The sequence below is a fragment of the Rhodococcus sp. WS3 genome (genome assembly GCF_003797085.1).
GTDB lineage: Bacteria > Actinomycetota > Actinomycetes > Mycobacteriales > Mycobacteriaceae > Rhodococcus_F > Rhodococcus_F globerula.
The window spans coordinates 274,816-293,671 of record NZ_RKMA01000001.1; the positions used below are offsets into that span (position 1 = coordinate 274,816).

Sequence of the window (18,856 nt, forward strand, 5' to 3'; positions counted from 1 at the left end):
CCGAGTGCGCGGCACAGTCACATCCGAGTGCGCGGCACAACCGGGCAAAACCAGGCATGCTGATGCCGTGCACACATTCGAGGTCTGGGCGCCCACTCCGGAATCAGTACAGGTCGACGTCGACGGCGTAGTTCACGCGATGACACGGGATTCCGATGGTTGGTGGCGCGCCGCTGTCGATTGCACCGAGAATGCTCGCTACGGCTTTGTCGTCGAAGGGGCAACCCTTCCCGATCCGCGATCCCCGCGCCAACCCGACGGGGTTCACCAACGCTCACAACTGCATACCCTCGACCACGCTGCGTGGTCCGATAGCGCCTGGACAGGGCGTCAACTCGCAGGCTCGTCGGTCTACGAACTTCACATCGGAACCTTCACTCCCGAGGGGACATTCGACGCCGCGATCGAGCGCCTCGATCACCTGGTGAATCTGGGAATCGGGTTCCTGGAGATCATGCCGGTGAACGGCTTCAACGGAACTCACAACTGGGGTTACGACGGCGTGCTCTGGTACACCGTCCACGAGGCGTACGGCGGCCCGGATGGGTTGCAGCGCTTGGTGAATGCAGCACATCAGCGCGGACTGGGCGTTCTCCTGGACGTGGTCTACAACCACCTCGGCCCGTCGGGCAACTATCTCGAACGCTTTGGCCCGTACCTCACCGACGGAGCCAACACATGGGGGCGCACCATCAATATCGGTGGTCCGCAGTCCGGTGAAGTACGCGAGTACATCATCGAGAACGCACTGCGCTGGATGCGTGAATTCCATATCGACGGCCTCCGCCTCGACGCCGTCCACGCGCTGGTCGATCACACCGGCACCCACATCCTCGAGGAACTTGCCGTCCGTACCGAAACGCTGTCCACCCATCTCGGCCGGCCGCTGACACTGATCGCCGAAAGCGACCTCAACGACGCCACCCTGATCACCGCGCGGGCGGCGGGAGGTTTCGGCCTCAGCGCACAGTGGGACGACGACATTCACCATGCAATCCACACGGCAGTCTCCGGTGAGCGTCAGGGCTATTACGCGGATTTCGGTTCACTGGAAACACTCGCGAACACGTTGCGCCTCGGTTTCTTTCACGCGGGCACGTACTCGTCATTCCGCGGACGGGTCCACGGCCGCCCCATCGACATCACGCATCAGCCGGCAAGTGCGCTGCTGGCCTACACGTGCACGCACGATCAAATCGGAAACCGTGCACTCGGAGACCGTCCGAGCGCCTACCTGACGCCAGGACAGCTGGCCGTCAAGGCCGCGCTCGTGTTGCTCTCCCCTTACACGCCGATGCTGTTCATGGGCGAAGAATGGGGTGCATCAACGCCTTTCCAGTTCTTCACCTCGCATCCGGAGCCCGAACTGGGCGAGGCAACCGCCAAGGGACGCAAAGCGGAGTTCGCGGCCCACGGTTGGAACACCGACGATATCCCGGATCCGCAAGACCCCCAGACCTTCCTGCGATCGAAACTGAACTGGGACGAACTTACCGAGCTGCCACACACTCGAATCCTGGCGTGCTACCGCGATCTGATTGCGTTGCGCAAGAGCCGAAGTGACCTCACCGACCCGTGGCTCGGGCACCTTCATGTCGACTACGACGAGGACAAGCGGTGGATAACGCTGCGCCGCGGCACCTTACAGATTGCCTGCAATCTTGGACCGGACGCGGCCCACGTCCCGGCCGGTGGAACCCCCATTCTCTGGTGGGATCGACCGACACAGGACGAGACCGCGTCCGCAACAGTGGTACCTGGATATTCGTTTGTCGTGCTGGAGAACTAACGCTTCGCGTTCTGCTGTTTCATGCGTTAACGCTTCGCGTTCTCTGGTGTACTCCGCAGCATCCGCAGAACCAGCGCCGCACAGATGAACAGTACGAGCGCTGTCGCACCGGTCGCCACATGCATACCGTCGACAAAGGCCGACTTCGCGGAATCGACCAGCACCGAGCCCGCGTCGCCAGGCAGGTGAGCGGCTTCCTGAATGGCGCCGCCGAGTGTGCCCTGCGCCGCATGCGCCTGATCAGCGCCCAGCATGGACGTGTCGATTCCCTTACGGAAAATCGCCATGACCACACTGCCGAGGATCGCGACACCGAGTGCAATACCCAGTTCGTATGCAGTTTCCGACACTGCCGAGGCTGCACCGGCTCGCTCCGGCTCAACAGAACTGACCACCAGGTCGGAGGTGAGCGTCAGTGCAACACCGACACCCGCGCCAACCAGTCCGAAGCCCGCAACGAATGCCAGTGGCCCGCTGTCGACACCGAGTGCCAGCAGCATCGCCGCGCCGATACCAGCGACAATGAGACCGGCACTGAGCACCTGCGTCACTGTCCAACGTCGAACCAGCCAGGCTGCGGCGACGGCAGTGAAAGCACTGAGCAACATGCCGGGCAGCATGAGCAGACCTGCGTCGAACGCACCGTTGCCGAGGACCAACTGCAGGTACTGCGAGCCGAAGAACAGCACACCGGCCAGCGCGAAGATCGAGAGGAGGTTCGTCAGAACCGCCGTGGTGAACGACGGGTTCGAGAACAGTTTCAGATCCAGCATCGGATCCTTCAGACTGCGCTGACGACGGACGAACGCAACGCCCGCAGCAAGACCGAACGCGGCAATTCCCAGCATCGTCAGATCAATACCGTGCACCACGGATTCCTTGACCGCGTAAACCAGCGGAAGCATCGTGGCCATCGACAACGCGGCACTGACCAGGTCGAATCGACCCGGGTTGGGATCTTTGGACTCCGGGATCAGAATCGGGCCGAGCGCGAGAAGTGCGACCATGACCGGAATGTTGATCAGGAACACCGAGCCCCACCAGAAATGCTCGAGCATCCACCCACCGATCAGTGGTCCGGCTGCCGTACCACCGCCGGCCATCGCGCCCCAGATGCCGATGGCTTCGGTGCGCTGGCGCGGGTTGACGAAAATGGTGCGGATCAGACCGAGCGTCGCGGGCATGAGCGTCGCACCGGAAATACCCTGCAGCACGCGGGCACCGATCAGCATCTCCGGACTTGTGGAAACGGCCGCGACGACCGAAGCCAGACCAAAGCCGAAAGCACCGATCAGCAACAGCTTTCGCCGTCCGATGCGGTCGCCGAGTGTACCCATCGTGATCAGGAGACCGGCAAGGATGAACGAATAGACGTCGATGATCCACAGCAACTGTGTGCTGCTCGGTTCGAGGTCCGCGCTGATGAACGGGAGCGCAAGATCGAGCACTGTGCCGTCCACCGCGATGAGCAACACTGCAAAGGCCAGGACCACCAGTCCTGCCCAGTCACGTTTTGTTGCCCGAACGTCCTCGGGATTGATTGCAGACGTGTGATCTGCCGACACTGACATGGCTCTTCTCGCAACTTTCCGTGAGTCGACTACGCATTCACTGAACAGAATTTCACTGAACCGTCCAGCCGGTACAGTGATGACAACACTAACAGTCAACCGTCTGGGCGGTAAAGTTATTTCCCGGTACAGTTTCATCACATGGCTGAAGGCACACGCGATCGCATTCTCGACGCACTGGAGAAGTTACTGCTGGTCAACGGGGTCGCACAGGTCACCCTCGAGGCAGTCGCAGCACAAGCAGGAGTGTCCAAAGGCGGGCTTCTCTACCACTTCCCGAGTAAGGAAGCTCTCCTCGCGGCCATGGTTCGCAGACTCGGCGAACGCTCCGATCAGCAACTTGCGGATGCTGTTGCCGGCGGAACCTCCGCAAGCGAGTTCTACCTCCAGATCCCAGAAGCGACCGAACACGAAGAACTATCACTATTCCGATCGATCATCGCTGCACTACGCACCGTCGACGGACAGCACGACGAAATCCAGAAAGCCGTCACCGACGTGATGCGCAGCTGGGATCAGGGACTACAAGCCGAGATCTCCGATCCCGTTCAAGCCGAAATCATCCGCCTCGTTGGCGATGGCCTCTACCTCGCCGCAATGCTCGGACTCCCCCAGCCCGATCCCGAACTCCATCGCCAGGTGGTCGAGCGTCTACTGCCCTGACCACCCGGCGCATGAAGTGTTATGTCAGATACCGATAAGCCGGGCTACCCGGCTCTAGTCGCTCGGACTGCATCGGCGCCCGCTCCATCCGTTCGAGCAACGACGCCAAACCGTCGGCCGAGCCCAGTTCGATACCGACCAAGGCAGCACCCGTCTCACGGTTGTTGCGCTTGACGTACTCGAACAACGCGATGTCGTCGTCCGGGCCGAGTACCTCAGACAGGAAACGACGCAACGCCCCTGGCTCCTGCGGGAAGTCCACCAGGAAGTAGTGCTTGAGACCCAGATGCACCAGCGAGCGCTCGAGGATCTCGCCGTAACGGGAAACGTCGTTGTTGCCGCCCGAGATCAAGCACACCACGGTGGAACCAGGTTCGAGCGTCAAATTCTGAAGGGCCGCAACGGAAAGCGCTCCCGCAGGTTCGGCGATGATGCCCTCGTTCTGGTAGATCTCGAGCATCGCCGTGCAGATGGCACCTTCGTCGATCTGGTTCACGACAAATGATCCGGTCCCGGGAATCGCGGACAACTGCTTGGCGACCAACGGCAACGACGCATGAGAGACCACGGCAGCGCCGAGCCTCGATACGACCTCGAACGGAACATCACCGATCCGCTTGACCGCCGCACCGTCCACAAACGGATCGACCACCGGCAGCGTCACAGGCGCACCGGCAACCAGAGCAGCTGTCATGGACGCCGCACCCGAAGGTTCGATACCCACGATCGACGTCTTCGGCGAACGCTCGTGCAGGTACGTGGCAATACCGGCGATGCACCCACCGCCACCAACCGGAACAACAATTGCGTCGAGGGGAGCGTCCAGTTGCTGCAGGATTTCGGCGGCAATAGTTCCCTGACCCGCAGCGGTACGCACATCATCGAACGGCGGAACCATCGTGGCACCGGTCCTGGCGACATCCTCGGCCGCAGCTGCGGCGGCAGCGTCGTACGTTTCACCCACCATGAAGAGTTCGACAAAATCACCGCCGTGAGCGCGGATTCGGTCACGCTTCTGCTTCGGAGTGTTAGCCGGAACGTAGATCCGTCCGCGGATCTGCATTGTGCGGCACGCGTACGCAACACCCTGTGCATGATTTCCGGCACTGGCCGTGACGGCACCGGCGGCTCGTTCCGCCTCCGTCAGCTGTGACATGAGGTTGTAGGCACCGCGGATCTTGTACGAGCGAACACCTTGCAGGTCCTCACGCTTGAGGTAGACCTTGGCACCGGTCAGCGCGGACAGACGCTCGCTGTACTGCAGGGGTGTAGCCGCAATAACGTTCTGAATTCGCTCGATGGCCGCGTCAATTTCCCGTGCATCGAGCGCGGGCAGAGTGGACTTGGTAGCTACGACATCGGGCGAGTTAGACACTCCGCCATTTTTGCACGTCCGAGCGCAAGGTTTCCATCGCGGTCACCTCCCCCTCATGCGCGTTGGGTGGCCGCGCGCGCTGAAACCGTCCCGTCCTCGTCAGCACGGAACAGTGCGTCGTTGTAGTGACATCCCGAGGGCACCCATCGGAAGGTCTTCTCCTCGGAGAACTTGTAGTACAGAACCCGCCGACCAGCGTCGCGACCGGTGGGCGGCGGGGTGCTGTGCATGACGTCGCCAAAGTGAAGTGTGAGGTCGCCTGGCTCTGTTTCGAGCTTCGTCACCGGCAGGTTTCCTTCCTCTCCCCACTTGCGCCAATGGTTGGCGTAACGATGCGATCCCGCCAAGACCATGAGTTGACCATTCTCGGGATTTGCGTAGTCGAGCTGAATTCCGCCTTGGATGAGAGGACACAGAACCGGATGCCCACCGATACCGTCGTCGACGTGCCAGCCGAGGTCTCCGTCACCCTTGACCACGTTGGACGATTTGATGAAAACCATCGGCCCGTCCAGGCGGTCGTCACACACGCGAAAAGCTGGGTTTCCCAAGCGCGCCCACTCGGTCAGTCGAGGTTCGAAGCAAAGATCTTGCAGCACTTGCGAATAGCGACCGAGGTAGTTGACGCGAGTAACCACTTCTTCGCGATCCGCGTTGACGGACCACCACGAAAACGGATCCCCTGGGGTTGTCTTGGACCGCACGAATTCGACTTCGTCGCGCAGCGTCGAGATCTCCTCCGGCGTGTACACCCCTTTGACATGGAGGAACCCCGCCGTGGCGAGAAAATGGCGCATTTCGTCGCGATCACCGTCCACCGGGAACCGTCGATGCAGATCGAGCGGAGTGCCGTCGCGATCGATCAACGTGTCCCAGACGGCTTCGGTGTAGATCGGTCGACCTGTTATCAATGCCCGCGTTGCCGGTTCCCATCGTTTCCAGCTCGCCACTGTGCCCCGCACAACCTTTGCCCGGCCGGTACGAACCGACCCACTGGCCGTCAGGAGTTCATGCAGAAATGCGGAGAACGTCGACTCGTCGAGTTCGACGAGCGTCGCGGCATTCGCGTCACCTTCGACCGCTTCGATGCCGTCCGCCGTGGCGATCCACGTAAATGTCAGACCGTCTACGCGGAAGGCCAGCGGGGGCACATCGGCCAAGTCGTCGACAACCAGCCTGCCGTTTTCTGCGTTCAGCGCTGGTAGGTCGACCGTATGGAACGTCTCACACGAATACCGCGGGAACGAATCCGCAATCGCTTCGACCCACGGAAGGCCGGTTCCCAGCTTGTCCGTACCCACAAGCACCCCTCTCGGCAGCATTTTCTTCGACCTGTGTTACTCTGCAACACGATTGTGTTATATAGTGACCTTAGGGTGGTTTCATGTCCTCCGTCAAGGAAATCCAGTCCGTCCATAACGCATGCCGCTTGTTCGAGGCAATCGCTCGCATGCAGCCCGTCGGAGTCAGCGACCTCGCTCGCGACATTGGGATCGACAAAAGTGCCGCGCACCGATTGGCGATCACGCTGCACTCCGCTCGGTGGCTCGAGCGCACCGAAGACGGCCGGTGGAGCATCTCGCCGGCGATACTCCCCACCTTCCGGGAGTCCGCAGCCACAACTCTTGTGACCGGTACACGCCCACTACTCGAGGCAGCTCGTGACCAATCCGGGGAAATGTCGATGCTCGTCGTGCCAGACGGCGATCGCCTGATGATCGTCGATTCCGCCGAAAGCCGACAGACTCTCAGAGCGTCCGTAACCGTGGGGACCGAGATGCCCGCGCGTACCAGTTCGGCGCTGCGCGCTATCGCCGCCCACCTACCCGCCGAAGCGGTAGAGCCGTGGCGGCGCATTGATCCCAGCCTGACCGACTCTGCCCTCGCGGCAGTCCGAGCGCGCGGCTGGGCACAGAACGACGGCGAGGGATTCGACGGCACACGAGCCGTCGGGGCTGCCTTGCGGCGCTCCGACGGCCTACCGGTTGCAGCGCTGGTGCTGTGCGCCCCGGCCAGCCGCTTTCAACCCGAGTTGATGCAGCAACACGGAGAATTGGTCGCGCGGCTTGCGGAATCCTGGCAAGCCGGACGCTGACCTACCCTCTCGGGTTGAACTGCGACGGACGCGGCACATTCCGCAGATTCGACTTTGCCATCTGCACGGCCTCGCCGACGCCACCGTTCATCACCATCTTCGACATCGCGAGAGCGAAGCCCTTGACCTGACCGCCGGTTATGGTGGGCGGCAACGACAATGCCAACGGATCCGTCACAAGATCGACCAACGCCGGACCGTCGTGACCGAGTGCCTCACGTAATCCTGATTCAATGTCAACAGGATTCTCGATCCGTCGCGAGTAGATTCCCAGCGCAGCGGCGACGCCCGCATAGTCGACAGCGGGAACGTCGACTCCGAAATCAGGCAAGCCGTCCACCAGCATTTCGAGCTTGACCATGCCGAGCGTCGAGTTGTTGAACACCACGATCTTGACCGGCAACTTGTACATCGCCACAGTCACCAACTCGCCCAGCAGCATCGACAGACCGCCGTCACCGGAGACCGAAATAACCTGTCGGCCAGGACTCGCCCACTGCGCACCCATCGCGTGTGGCAACGCATTAGCCATGGAACCGTGCAGGGCCGACGACAGGAATCGCCGCGATCCGTTGGGAGTGAGATACCGCGCCGTCCACACGTTGCACATACCGGTGTCCGCGGTGAAGATCGCATCCTCGGCAGCAAGATCGTCGAGGATCGACGCCGCGTACTCGGGGTGAATCGGGGTGCGCTGTTTCACCGGATCGGTGTACGCGCCGACAACTTTGGTCATCAATGTTCTGTGCACCTCGAGCATGTCGTCGAGGAACGCTCGATCCGACTTCCGGTCCACCTGAGGTATCAACGCTGCCAGTGTCGCAGCGACATCTCCGTGCACCGCAAGATCCAGGCTGGTTCGACGCCCCAATTTCTCTGCGGCAGAATCGATCTGAGCAGTACGAACGGTGTGCGGCAGAAACTGATCATACGGAAAGTCTGTGCCGATCAGCAGCAACAAGTCAGCCCCGTGCATACCGTCGTGCGCCGCGCCGTACCCGAGCAGCCCGGTCATGCCCACGTCATACGGATTGTCGTACTGAATCCACTCCTTACCGCGGAGGGAGTGCCCGATCGGAGCGCCGACCGCCTCGGCCAGCGCGAGCACTTCGTCGCGGGCGCCTCGCACGCCGGCTCCGGCAAAGATCGCCACCTTCCGCGACGCGTTGATCACGTCTGCCAGGGCGCGTACATCACCGGCGTCTGGCACCAGCGTCGGACGACGAGTTGCGACCAGCGTCGGCGGTTCACCCTCGACCGGGCAGTCCGCGATATCACCGGGGAGAACGATCACGGATACGCCGCTTCGGGCGACCGCGTGCGTGATTGCGGACTGAACAACACGCGGCGCCTGCGCTGCGGTGCTGATCAGCTCGGTATAGCTCGAACACTCGATGAAAATTCGCTCAGGATGGGTTTCCTGGAAATAACCCATGCCGATCTGAGCACTCGGAATGTGCGACGCAATCGCCAGGACCGGCGCGCCCGAGCGATGTGCGTCGTAGAGCCCGTTGATCAGGTGCAGATTTCCCGGTCCACACGAGCCCGCACACACGGCCAACTCGCCGGTGATCTGGGCGTCGGCCGCAGCCGCGAACGCGGCCGCCTCCTCGTGACGAACATGAATCCAGTCGATACCACCCTTGGCAGAGCCACCGGTGCGCCGCACGGCGTCCACCACAGGATTGAGACTGTCTCCCACGATGCCGTAGATCCGGGAAACCCCGGCATCCACGAGCTGTTGAACCAATTGATCTGCAACAGATTTCGGACTCATCGGGCCTCCGTAGATCTACTTGGGTTCGAGCACGAACACCGGAATCTCTCGGTCGGTCTTCTTCTGATAGTTCGCGTAGTCGGGGAATGCCGCAACTGCGCGCTCCCACCAGATCGCCTTTTCGTCGCCCGTTACCTCACGCGCAACCATGTCGAAGACCTGCGTCGCATCGCGCAACGTGACATTCGGATTTGCCTTGACGTTGTAGTACCAGACTGGGTTCTTGGGCGCGCCTCCCAAGGACGCCACAACGGCGTACTTCCCGTCATGCTCGACACGCATCAACGGCGTCTTGCGCACCTTGCCGGACTTTGCGCCGATGGTCGTGAGGATGACAACGGCCATCCCGTTGAGTTCGTTCCCCTCGGTGCCACCGGAGCTCTCGATCTGCTCGACCTGATCTGCTGCCCACGTAGCGGGACTGGGTTCGTATTCACCTGTAATTGGCATGGGTACAAGTGAACACCGACTGTCTGACCTTGGCCACCGCAACACGCACACTGCACGGTGATCGATACAGTGATGCACCCATCAATAAAGTTCGCTTGCCCGAAACCAGCTATCTGGATACCCTTAAAGTCCAGAACGGACCACAGAGACGGTAGGTGACCTCATGACAACCGCAGGTTTCGATACTCGCGTGTCACGTCGGAGCACCGACAACAGCGTCGACATCGCCGGCACACTGTGGCCGCTGTACAAACTCGAAGCGCTGGCAATCGGTCTGGTCGTCTTTGTTGCCACCCTCGCAATCACCACGTCCATGCAGCCGGCAGTCCTCATCGCCGCCGCCGCGACGGTGGTTACGTGGTGGGTTCGCAGAAATTTCTACTCCCGCAGCTAAGTCTCTCGCTTCGCTCTTTCAAGACATACACAAACGTCTCGTTCACTTGGCTTCCCAGGTGAACGAGACGTTTGTTGTATGAGGCCCTAAACCGCCAGGCAGCCAGGCCCGAGGAGCGCTTTGAGATCGCCCATCAGAGCTGACGACGGCTCTACCCGCAGAACGTCGTCGACCTTCCACATCGTGATCTCGTTGCTTCCGATCAAACGGACATGCACGTCCGACGTGCCCGGGTGGCGGGTCAGGATCTGCTTGAGCGCGCCAAGCTTGTCCTTGGTGCACTGACGCAGCGGCAACGACACCGAGAGCGGTCGTGCCACACCGATAGCCGAAAGATCCGGCACCGCAAGATCGTTGCCGATCAACGACATACGGTCATCTCGAATAGACACGCGTGCCTTCACCAGAACGATTGCATCCTCGGCGATGTCCATGCCGTACACGGCGTACGCCTGCGGGAAGAACAGCACCTCGATACCGCCGACCAGATCCTCGAGTTGCACGATGCACCAGGTGAGGCCGTTCTTGTTCACCCGGCGATCGACCGACGCGATGATGCCGCCCAATGTGACCTGTGCACCGTCCTGGACACCACCGTCGAGGATTGCGGCAATCGAAGTATCGGACTGCTGCTTGAGGATATGTTCGACGCCATTGAGCGGGTGCCCGGAAACGTACAGCCCCAACATCTCTCGTTCGAGTGCAAGGCGATGTTTGGTTTCCCATTCCTCTTCGGGAATGCGAACGTCGAACACCGACGCGATGGACTCGTCCACCTCGGACCCGCCGAACAGGTCGAACTGGCCGATGGCCTCCGCCTTCTTGGTGCTCATGACGGCATCGATAGCGTCGGCGTGCACCAACATCAAGCCCTTGCGCGGATGTTCGAGAGAGTCGAATCCGCCTGCCTTGATGAGGGATTCAGTGACCTTCTTGTTGCATGCCATCGCGTCGATCTTGCCGAGATAGTCGGAGAAGTCGGTGAACTTACCCTTCTCCGTGCGCGCTTTGATGATGGATGCCACGACATTTGCGCCCACATTGCGGACGGACCCCATACCGAAGCGGATGTCCTCCCCCACCGTCGCGAAGTCGACCCGCGACTCGTTGACGTCAGGCGGCAGCACCGTGATGCCCATCTTGCGGCAATCGGCGAGATAGACAGCGGACTTGTCCTTGTCATCGCCGACCGAGGTGAGTAGACCGGCCATGTACTCGGCCGGATAGTTCGCCTTGAGGTACGCGGTCCAGAACGAGACGAGCCCGTAGCCGGCCGAGTGCGACTTGTTGAACGCGTAGCCGGCGAACGGGAGAACGGTATCCCAAAGTGCCTTGATGGCGGCTTCGCTGAAGTTGTTGTCCAACATGCCCTGACGGAAACCGGCGTACGCCTTCTCCAGTTCGGACAGCTTCTTCTTACCCATGGCGCGGCGCAGCAAGTCGGCCTGCCCCAGGGTGTACCCGGCCACCTTCTGCGCCAGTTGCATGATCTGCTCCTGGTAGATGATCAGGCCGTACGTCTCCGAGAGGATCTCCGCGAGCGGTTCTTCCAGCTCGGGGTGAATGGGGCTGACTTCTTCGAGCGCGTTCTTACGCTTGGCGTACGAGATGTGGGCGTCCACACCCATCGGACCCGGCCGGTACAGTGCCAGTGCGGCCACGATGTCGCCGAAACCGGTGGGCTGCATCAGTTTCAGAAGCTCACGCATACCGCCACCGTCGAGCTGGAACACGCCGAGAGTGTCGCCGCGCGCCAGGAGTTCGTACGTAGCCGGGTCGTCCATCGGCAACGTGTCGAGGTCGATGTCGATACCGCGGTTGGCCTTGATGTTCTCGAGTGTGTCACCGATGACCGTGAGGTTTCGCAGACCAAGGAAGTCCATCTTGAGTAGACCGATGGCCTCACACGACGGGTAATCCCAGCCCGTGATGATCGCGCCGTCTTGCGCGCGCTTCCATACCGGAATCGCATCCATCAACGGCTCGGACGACATGATCACGGCACAGGCGTGGACACCCGCGTTGCGGATCAGACCTTCCAGACCGACTGCGGTCTTGTAGATCTTCGCGACGTCCGGGCTGGAGTCGATGAGTGAGCGAACCTCGGCAGCTTCCTTGTACCGCTCGTGCTTGGGATCGGTGATACCGGATACCGAGATGTCCTTGGCCATGATCGGCGGCGGCAATGCCTTGGTGATCTGATCGGCAATAGCAAAACCGGGCTTACCGAACTGCACGCGAGCGGAGTCCTTGATGGCAGCCTTGGTCTTGATGGTTCCGAACGTGATGACCTGCGCGACGCGGTCATCGCCCCACTTCTCGGTGGCGTAACGCACCATCTCGCCGCGACGGCGATCGTCGAAGTCGATATCGATATCAGGCATCGACACACGCTCGGGGTTGAGGAATCGCTCGAACAGCAGACCGTACGGAAGCGGGTCGATGTTGGTGATACCCATCGCGTACGCCACCAACGAACCTGCAGCGGATCCACGACCGGGTCCGACGTGGATGCCCACTTCTTTTGCATGGTTGATGAGGTCACCGACCACCAGGAAGTAGGCCGGGAAGCCCATCTCGTTGATGACACCGATCTCGTAGTCGGCACGCGCGAGGTACTCCTCGGGCGGGCCGCTGGGGAAACGTCGATCCAAGCCGCGCATGACCTCGGCGCGCAGGAACGTCTGCTGCGTATGTCCTTCGGGTACCGGGAAGATCGGCATCCGGTCGTGGAACTTCCACACGTCCTCGTACGACTGGACGCGCTCACCGATTGTCACTGTGTTGTCGCAGGCTCCGGGAACTTCGCTGTCCCAGATAGCCCGCATCTCGGCCGCGGACTTGAGGTAGTAACCGTCGCCGTCGAACTTGAAGCGCGTGGGATCCGAGAGCGTCTTACCGGTCTGGATGCACAGCAGCGCCTCGTGGTTCTCGGCTGCGTCCTTGGTGACGTAGTGGCAGTCGTTGGTCGCGAGCGGCGGAATGCCGAGCTGCTGACCGATATTGAGCAAACCCTCACGCACCCGACGCTCGATCGAGAGACCGTGGTCCATCACTTCGAGGAAGAAATTGTCAGGGCCCCAGATTTCCTGCCACTTCGCTGCCGCTTCGAGGGCTTCACGATCATGCCCCAGTCGCAGGCGCGTCTGGATCTCACCGGACGGGCAACCCGTGGTGGCGATGATGCCCTCGGCATGCGAGGCGATGAGCTCCTCGTCCATACGGGGCCACTTGCCCAACTGGCCCTCGATGGACGCAAGCGAAGACAGTTTGAAGAGGTTGCGTAGGCCTGTCGCATTTTCCGCGACCATCGTCATGTGCGTATACGCGCCGCTACCGGAGACGTCGTCGGACTTCTGGCTGCGATCGCCCCACAACACACGCTTGGTGTTGAACCGGGATTCCGGCGCGATGTACGCCTCGATACCGATAATCGGCTTGATCCCGGCCTTGACCGCTTCGTTGTAGAACTGGCTGGCGCCGTACATGTTTCCGTGGTCGGTCATACCGACGGCGGTCATGCCGAGCCGAGTGGCCTCCTCGAACATGGCGCCGACCTTGGCCGCGCCGTCGAGCATCGAGTACTCGGTGTGATTGTGAAGATGAACGAACGAGTCAGCCACGTGCGCCTCTCTGATGTCTGGGAGCTTGGTCGAGTGTATGCCCCGCTACCGACAGAGTCGGCGGCCGATCGATGTGACCGGCAGGCGGCGCGACGATAGTTACGTGACCGGCTCCTGCTTGGACGACGTCGACCCCTGTGAACGCCGATTAGCGCGGACGATGTCTGTCGTGAAGATCACCAGTGCCAGCCAGATCAAGGCAAACCCGATCCACCGCGACGCAGGCATGTCCTCACGCATCACCGCGACGCCCCACAACATCTGCAGCGCCGGTGTCAGGTACTGCAACATGCCCATTGTGGAGAGTTTCACTCGCTGCGCGGCAACACCGAACAGCAACAGCGGCAACGCCGTCACGGGGCCGGCCGCCATGAGGAGCAGGCTTTGGCCGGTGCCGCCGGAGACAAAAGCACCGGCGCCGGTCAGACCGAGAAATACGAGATATCCCACCGCGAACGGAGCGGCAACGACGCCCTCAGCCGTCAAGCTGGTTCGGGGGTCGAGCGGAACCACCTTCTTGATCAGTCCGTACGTTGCAAACGACCCCGCCAGGACGAGTGCCACGATCGGCGGTTTGCCGTAATCGATGGTGATCACCACCACCGCTGTTGCAGCCAGCGCCAGCGCCACGATCTGAGCGCGTCGAAGCCGCTCTCGGAAGATCACCACACCGAGCAGGACAGTCACCAACGGGTTGATGAAATATCCGAGCGCGGCTTCCACCACTCGCCCCGACGCCACCGCGTAGATGTAGGTTCCCCAGTTGACAGCGATTGCCGCCGAGGCTGCCGTCACCAGCAACCACGTACGCCCGCTGATGCCGCGAAGCGAGGCAAGTCGACCGAGAACCGCCAACACGATCAGCATCAGCACGAGTGTCCACACCACTCGATGAGCAAGAATTTCGAGCGGGTCGGCAAAATCGAGCAAACCGAAGAACGCGGGGAATGCGCCCCAGATCAGGAAGGCGCCGGCACCGAATGCGATGCCCGAACTCGAACCGGACCTGGTCACTTTCGACAGCGTGATCTCGCGTCCGTCATCGGTGCTCATGGAACTGGTCCGTCATCCGGTCCTACCCGAACCACGTCCACATACTCTGGCAGCAGCGGCCGAACCGCTGCGCGCCACGGAGTGCCGTCTTCCGGCAAGGCTTCGAGCGCTCGGATCGATGGAGTACCTGCCAATGTCGCAAGTTCCTGCGCAGTGCCGTGCACTACCGCGCCGATCGCACACGCGCACCCCTGCGACAACAGCCGACTCGAGACTTCCGCGACGCGTTTCTGCCGTTCGTCGACCCCCGACATGGCGGCGAGTCGCGTCGCCGCAGCTCCAGGTGCCCGTCGAATCGCGTCGTTGTTGTCCGGTACTGCAATCGCGACCATCGGAGTCTGAACCCGATCCAACGGCACTCGGAACAACACCTCGGACACCCGAACTCCCGGGGTGGCCGCGATAACGTCGTCGGCAGTCATCGGAGCGGCAAACGATGCGAGGGCCCACGCCGAGCCCTCGACCGCGTCGAGTGATTCTCGCGCACGGTCGAGATAATCGGATACCAGTTCACTGCTGTCCGGGCCGAGCGAATCGGTTCCCACCGGCGGGGTGGGAACCGGATTCAGCAGGCCGGCTCCAACGACGAGCGCAACAACTGCGATTCCCGCCAGCGCGGAACCGACTGCTCGCGCGCTCATGCGGATCGAAGAACCTCTAGCGCATGTTCGAGGTCTTTCGGGTACTTGCTCTTGATCTCGACCCAGCGCCCGTCCGCCGGGTGTGCAAACCCGAGTGACACTGCATGAAGCCACTGCCGCTCGAGTCCCAACCGCTCGGCGAGGCGGGGGTCCGCTCCGTACGTCAAGTCGCCACAGCACGGGTGGCGCAGCGCGGAGAAATGCACCCGAATCTGGTGTGTCCGCCCCGTTTCGAGGTGCACATCCAACAGACTTGCCGCCTGAAATGCCTCGATGGTGTCGTAATGCGTGACGCTTGCCTTACCGTCGGCGGTCACGGCAAAACGCCAGTCGTTCCCGTGGTGCCGCCCGATCGGAGCGTCGATCGTTCCGCTGCTCGGGTCCGGGTGCCCCTGGACCAGCGCGTGGTACCTCTTGTCGATGGTGCGCTGTTTGAAGGCTCGCTTGAGTACGGTGTACGCCCGCTCGGACGTCGCAACGACCATGACACCGGACGTGCCGACATCCAGTCGGTGAACGATGCCTTGACGCTCGTGCGCGCCCGACGTCGAAATCCGGAAACCTGCAGCGGCCAGGCCGCCGATGACCGTCGGACCCGTCCACCCCACACTCGCGTGCGCGGCAACGCCGACCGGCTTGTCCACGGCAACAACGTCGTCGTCCGCGTAGAGAATTTCCATGCCCTCGACCGGAGTAGCTTCGACGGTCAGCGGACGCGGCGGCTCGGGCAGGACAACCTCGAGCCACGAACCCGCGGTCAACCGATCGGACTTCCCGACGGCTACACCGTCGAGCAGTACCGAACCTTCTTCTGCAAGGGTGGCCGAGACGGTTCGTGAGAGACCGAGTAGTCGTGCCAATCCGGCGTCGACACGCATCGCGTCGAGTCCGTCCGGTACCGGCATCGAACGCGATTCCCTCATTTGCTCTCCCCCGTGACCCTGTCACTGCCCGGGCCTTCGCCCGTGTCCTTGTCACTGCCCGGGCCCTCGCCCGTGTCCTTGTCACTGCCCGGGCCCTCGCCCGTGTCCTTGTCACTGCGCAGGCGCTCGCCGTTGGGTTCGAACCCGAACAGCGTCAAGACGACCAACAGGATTGCACCGCACACGATCGCAGAATCAGCGATGTTGAACACAGGCCACCAACCGATGGACATGAAGTCGACGACGTGTCCGCGCATGAAACCCGGGGCGCGGAACAATCGGTCGATGAGGTTGCCGAGTGCGCCGCCGAGCACCAGACCCAGACCCAGAGCCCACCAGGGTGACCGCAGAGTGCGACCGATCTTGATCACTCCGATCACGACGCCGATCGCAACCAACGTGAGGATCCACGTCATCGACGTTGCCATCGAGAATGCGGCTCCGGGATTGCGGACCAACGTGAAAGTGACGACGTCGCCGATGATTTCGATCGGCTTGCCGGGCGTGATCGCCGCAACAGCCCAGATCTTGGTCAAGACGTCCGCGATCAGGATGACTGCCGCGATGGCGATCAGCATCGCCAACCGTTTTGGCCGTGTCGGTGATGCGGACTTCGACAAATCGGTAATCGGCTGATCCTCCGCGCTGAGATCTCGGTCTGGGTGGTCTGTACTCACGCCCACCATCATCCCCTATGTCTGCTGCTCTGCACGCACGCGCTCCCCGACCCGACCGGGCACTCCGGCGAAGCGGTTAGCCTGGAGCGCGTGCCACAGTTGTCTATCTCCGGCCGGCGCGTTCCTTATGTGTTCGCCGCCGCCCTTGCTCTCGTCACCGTTCTCACCTCATGCGGCGACGCCGAGCAGTCGCCTGATACGCCTTCGGCGACTCCAGCCGAGTTCACCGTCCCAGTCACCGCTGCGACCGTCGAGGTACTCGATGCCGGAAGTGAGCCCAGGCAGAGCCTGCGGATGAACCTGCCCACCGGAACCACTCAGGCAACAACCCTGGTGACGTCGACCGACGTGCGCCAGCAGATCGACCAGCAGCCGGTTCAGGACATTTCCTCGCCTGAAGTGACCATTCCGCTCAATGCCGTCGTGTCGACGGCCGCCACTCCCGCGAACCCGACAACCGTGGTTGATCTCACCCTGTCTGGCATGACTACGCCGGACGAGACGCTCCAAGCCGCCCTCGGTGGCGCCGAAGGGTCAGGAGCCGGGTTGACCTTCACAGAATCCGGTGCTGTTACGGCGCTGCGCTTACGCCCGTCGGCCGGGTCGGCAAATGCGGCCCGCGCGGCAATCGAACAGGCCTTCGGCCAAGCGGTATATCGCGCAGTTGCTCTGCCGACAGAGCCCGTCGGAGTCGGTGCCCGGTGGACGGTGAAGCAAGACGTCAGTAGCGAGATCCAACTCGATCAGACAACCACCGTCACCGTGACCGCGCGTGACGGCGACCGTCTCACCCTCGCCGTAGAACTGTCACAGACTCCGCAGAGCAACATCTGGAATCTCGCGGGCGGGGCAGGCACTCTCGACATCGATCAGTACGTCATGGCCGGGTCGGGAACCATGATCGTCGACCTGAATCTGCCGCTTCCCGTCAGCGGCGAACTTTCGGTCGGCGGCGACCAGGCTTACAGCGACCCGGACGGCACATCGGTCATCCGACAGAGCATTACCAACAACATTCGGTGGACATCGTGATGTCGCGTCGCGCTGTCGCCGGGCTCAGCGTGGTGACCGTTCTCCTCGTCGGCGGATGCGGAACCGAAACATCTTCTCCCACAGCGTCGGATGCCTCGCCGGTACCCGATGTTGCCCTCGCTCCGTTCAGCACTGCGCCTGTCCCGACCGGCCTCACCGGCACTCCCCTGGACAAAGCAGCGCTGACGCAGACCGTACTCACACTCAGCGAACTACCAGCTGGTTTCGACATCGTGCCGGATCCGGTCGAGGATCTGGGCCTCGCTCCCGCACCCGCCACATCGGAATCCGACAAGTCCAGCACCAACCCCGCCGCTTGTGCCGGCGTGCTCGCACCGATCGCCACCCAGGTTCCGGGTTCCGTGGCCTCGATCTCGAAGATGTTCACCGGACCCGATTTCACGAGCATCGATCAGGACAGCGCCTCGTACGCCGACGGCGCCGCGGCCACAGCAGCATTCGAGAGTATGCAGGCCACGGTTGCCGGATGCAGCGAATTCTCGGGTACCGACGCCGACGGCATCAATATCACCTATCAAGTCGGCGCGGGACATCAGCCGACCGTCGGCGACGCGTCGTTCTCCTACCGAATCACGACGGCGAGTGAAGGATTCACACTTGTCGCCGATGTAGTCGTCGCGGCAGTGGGACCCAACCTGACTCAACTCTCCGCCACCGCGCCGACGCCCATCGCGCCCGAGGTTCTGGGATCGATGGCCAGCACGGCTGTGGAGCGTCTACACGCTCCGTCCTCGTAATCACTTCAGCCGGAGACACTCTCGCGAGCCCGCTA

The 18,856-nt window shown here is 62.0% G+C and carries 16 protein-coding genes; 6 read left to right on the top strand and 10 right to left on the bottom strand.

The window, feature by feature from the left end:
• The first annotated feature begins 67 nt into the window (after positions 1–67).
• Complete coding sequence (gene treZ, locus EEB13_RS01175) at positions 68–1,789, top strand: malto-oligosyltrehalose trehalohydrolase (protein WP_033231435.1); 1,722 nt, start codon at positions 68–70, stop codon at positions 1,787–1,789.
• 26 nt (positions 1,790–1,815) lie between these two features.
• Here the strand turns inward: treZ and EEB13_RS01180 are convergent, their stop codons facing one another.
• On the bottom strand, positions 1,816–3,360 hold the full coding sequence (locus tag EEB13_RS01180) for an MFS transporter (RefSeq protein ID WP_141484452.1): 1,545 nt from the start codon (positions 3,358–3,360) through the stop codon (positions 1,816–1,818).
• A gap of 141 nt (positions 3,361–3,501) precedes the next feature.
• On the opposite strand from EEB13_RS01180, the gene EEB13_RS01185 reads away from it, so the two are divergent.
• Complete coding sequence (locus tag EEB13_RS01185) at positions 3,502–4,023, top strand: TetR/AcrR family transcriptional regulator (RefSeq protein ID WP_033230979.1); 522 nt, start codon at positions 3,502–3,504, stop codon at positions 4,021–4,023.
• A 19-nt stretch (positions 4,024–4,042) separates the two neighbouring features.
• On the opposite strand, the gene ilvA is transcribed toward EEB13_RS01185, so the two are convergent.
• The gene (ilvA, locus tag EEB13_RS01190; protein ID WP_033230980.1) at positions 4,043–5,398 is read right to left on the bottom strand and encodes a threonine ammonia-lyase IlvA; all 1,356 of its coding nucleotides are present in this window, start codon (positions 5,396–5,398) and stop codon (positions 4,043–4,045) included.
• 53 nt (positions 5,399–5,451) lie between these two features.
• Positions 5,452–6,699, bottom strand: a complete 1,248-nt coding sequence (locus EEB13_RS01195; protein ID WP_116101444.1) for a phytanoyl-CoA dioxygenase family protein — start codon at positions 6,697–6,699, stop codon at positions 5,452–5,454.
• Between the two features lie 83 nt (positions 6,700–6,782).
• Here EEB13_RS01195 and EEB13_RS01200 point away from each other — a divergent pair, with 83 nt between their 5' ends.
• Positions 6,783–7,493, top strand: a complete 711-nt coding sequence (locus EEB13_RS01200) for an IclR family transcriptional regulator (RefSeq protein WP_141484453.1) — start codon at positions 6,783–6,785, stop codon at positions 7,491–7,493.
• A 1-nt stretch (position 7,494) separates the two neighbouring features.
• Here EEB13_RS01200 and EEB13_RS01205 read toward each other — a convergent pair whose 3' ends face one another.
• Both EEB13_RS01205 and EEB13_RS01210 read right to left on the bottom strand, forming a co-directional pair.
• Positions 7,495–9,270 carry a pyruvate dehydrogenase gene (locus EEB13_RS01205; protein WP_141484454.1) on the bottom strand — a complete coding sequence of 592 codons (1,776 nt, stop codon included), beginning with the start codon at positions 9,268–9,270 and terminating at the stop codon, positions 7,495–7,497.
• 15 nt (positions 9,271–9,285) lie between these two features.
• Positions 9,286–9,720, bottom strand: coding sequence for a nitroreductase family deazaflavin-dependent oxidoreductase (locus EEB13_RS01210; RefSeq protein WP_033230984.1), 435 nt, complete (start codon positions 9,718–9,720; stop codon positions 9,286–9,288).
• A gap of 163 nt (positions 9,721–9,883) precedes the next feature.
• On the opposite strand from EEB13_RS01210, the gene EEB13_RS01215 reads away from it, so the two are divergent.
• Positions 9,884–10,114, top strand: a complete 231-nt coding sequence (locus EEB13_RS01215; protein WP_033230985.1) for a hypothetical protein — start codon at positions 9,884–9,886, stop codon at positions 10,112–10,114.
• An 86-nt stretch (positions 10,115–10,200) separates the two neighbouring features.
• On the opposite strand, the gene dnaE is transcribed toward EEB13_RS01215, so the two are convergent.
• The 5 genes from dnaE to lspA form a co-directional block, all read right to left on the bottom strand.
• Positions 10,201–13,737 (bottom strand): DNA polymerase III subunit alpha, encoded by a 3,537-nt coding sequence (dnaE, locus tag EEB13_RS01220; protein ID WP_033230986.1) that lies wholly within the window; start codon positions 13,735–13,737, stop codon positions 10,201–10,203.
• 99 nt (positions 13,738–13,836) lie between these two features.
• Positions 13,837–14,790 carry an EamA family transporter RarD gene (gene rarD / locus EEB13_RS01225; protein ID WP_045070278.1) on the bottom strand — a complete coding sequence of 318 codons (954 nt, stop codon included), beginning with the start codon at positions 14,788–14,790 and terminating at the stop codon, positions 13,837–13,839.
• Positions 14,787–15,431 carry a hypothetical protein gene (locus EEB13_RS01230; RefSeq protein WP_141484455.1) on the bottom strand — a complete coding sequence of 215 codons (645 nt, stop codon included), beginning with the start codon at positions 15,429–15,431 and terminating at the stop codon, positions 14,787–14,789. The genes rarD and EEB13_RS01230 overlap by 4 nt, the downstream gene beginning before the upstream one ends.
• Positions 15,428–16,354 carry an RluA family pseudouridine synthase gene (locus EEB13_RS01235; RefSeq protein WP_045070283.1) on the bottom strand — a complete coding sequence of 309 codons (927 nt, stop codon included), beginning with the start codon at positions 16,352–16,354 and terminating at the stop codon, positions 15,428–15,430. Before EEB13_RS01235 ends, EEB13_RS01230 begins: the two co-directional genes overlap by 4 nt.
• Entirely contained in the window at positions 16,351–17,043 is a 693-nt protein-coding gene (gene lspA / locus EEB13_RS01240) for a signal peptidase II (RefSeq protein ID WP_141484456.1), read from the bottom strand. The genes EEB13_RS01235 and lspA overlap by 4 nt, the downstream gene beginning before the upstream one ends.
• 78 nt (positions 17,044–17,121) lie before the next feature.
• On the opposite strand from lspA, the gene EEB13_RS01245 reads away from it, so the two are divergent.
• On the top strand, positions 17,122–18,063 hold the full coding sequence (locus EEB13_RS01245; RefSeq protein ID WP_141484457.1) for a hypothetical protein: 942 nt from the start codon (positions 17,122–17,124) through the stop codon (positions 18,061–18,063).
• Positions 18,063–18,821 carry a sensor domain-containing protein gene (locus EEB13_RS01250; RefSeq protein ID WP_141484458.1) on the top strand — a complete coding sequence of 253 codons (759 nt, stop codon included), beginning with the start codon at positions 18,063–18,065 and terminating at the stop codon, positions 18,819–18,821. Before EEB13_RS01245 ends, EEB13_RS01250 begins: the two co-directional genes overlap by 1 nt.
• Positions 18,822–18,856: the final 35 nt, after the last annotated feature.

Excerpts from the sequence above, each read along its gene's own strand:
- EEB13_RS01180 (WP_141484452.1), bottom strand. The coding sequence starts at position 3,360 with ATGTCAGTGTCGGCAGATCACACGTCTGCAATCAATCCCGAGGACGTT.
- EEB13_RS01185 (WP_033230979.1), top strand. The coding sequence starts at position 3,502 with ATGGCTGAAGGCACACGCGATCGCATTCTCGACGCACTGGAGAAGTTA.
- EEB13_RS01200 (WP_141484453.1), top strand. The coding sequence starts at position 6,783 with ATGTCCTCCGTCAAGGAAATCCAGTCCGTCCATAACGCATGCCGCTTG.
- EEB13_RS01205 (WP_141484454.1), bottom strand. The coding sequence starts at position 9,270 with ATGAGTCCGAAATCTGTTGCAGATCAATTGGTTCAACAGCTCGTGGAT.
- EEB13_RS01210 (WP_033230984.1), bottom strand. The coding sequence starts at position 9,720 with ATGCCAATTACAGGTGAATACGAACCCAGTCCCGCTACGTGGGCAGCA.
- EEB13_RS01215 (WP_033230985.1), top strand. The coding sequence starts at position 9,884 with ATGACAACCGCAGGTTTCGATACTCGCGTGTCACGTCGGAGCACCGAC.
- rarD (WP_045070278.1), bottom strand. The coding sequence starts at position 14,790 with ATGAGCACCGATGACGGACGCGAGATCACGCTGTCGAAAGTGACCAGG.
- EEB13_RS01230 (WP_141484455.1), bottom strand. The coding sequence starts at position 15,431 with ATGAGCGCGCGAGCAGTCGGTTCCGCGCTGGCGGGAATCGCAGTTGTT.
- EEB13_RS01235 (WP_045070283.1), bottom strand. The coding sequence starts at position 16,354 with ATGAGGGAATCGCGTTCGATGCCGGTACCGGACGGACTCGACGCGATG.
- lspA (WP_141484456.1), bottom strand. The coding sequence starts at position 17,043 with ATGATGGTGGGCGTGAGTACAGACCACCCAGACCGAGATCTCAGCGCG.
- EEB13_RS01250 (WP_141484458.1), top strand. The coding sequence starts at position 18,063 with ATGTCGCGTCGCGCTGTCGCCGGGCTCAGCGTGGTGACCGTTCTCCTC.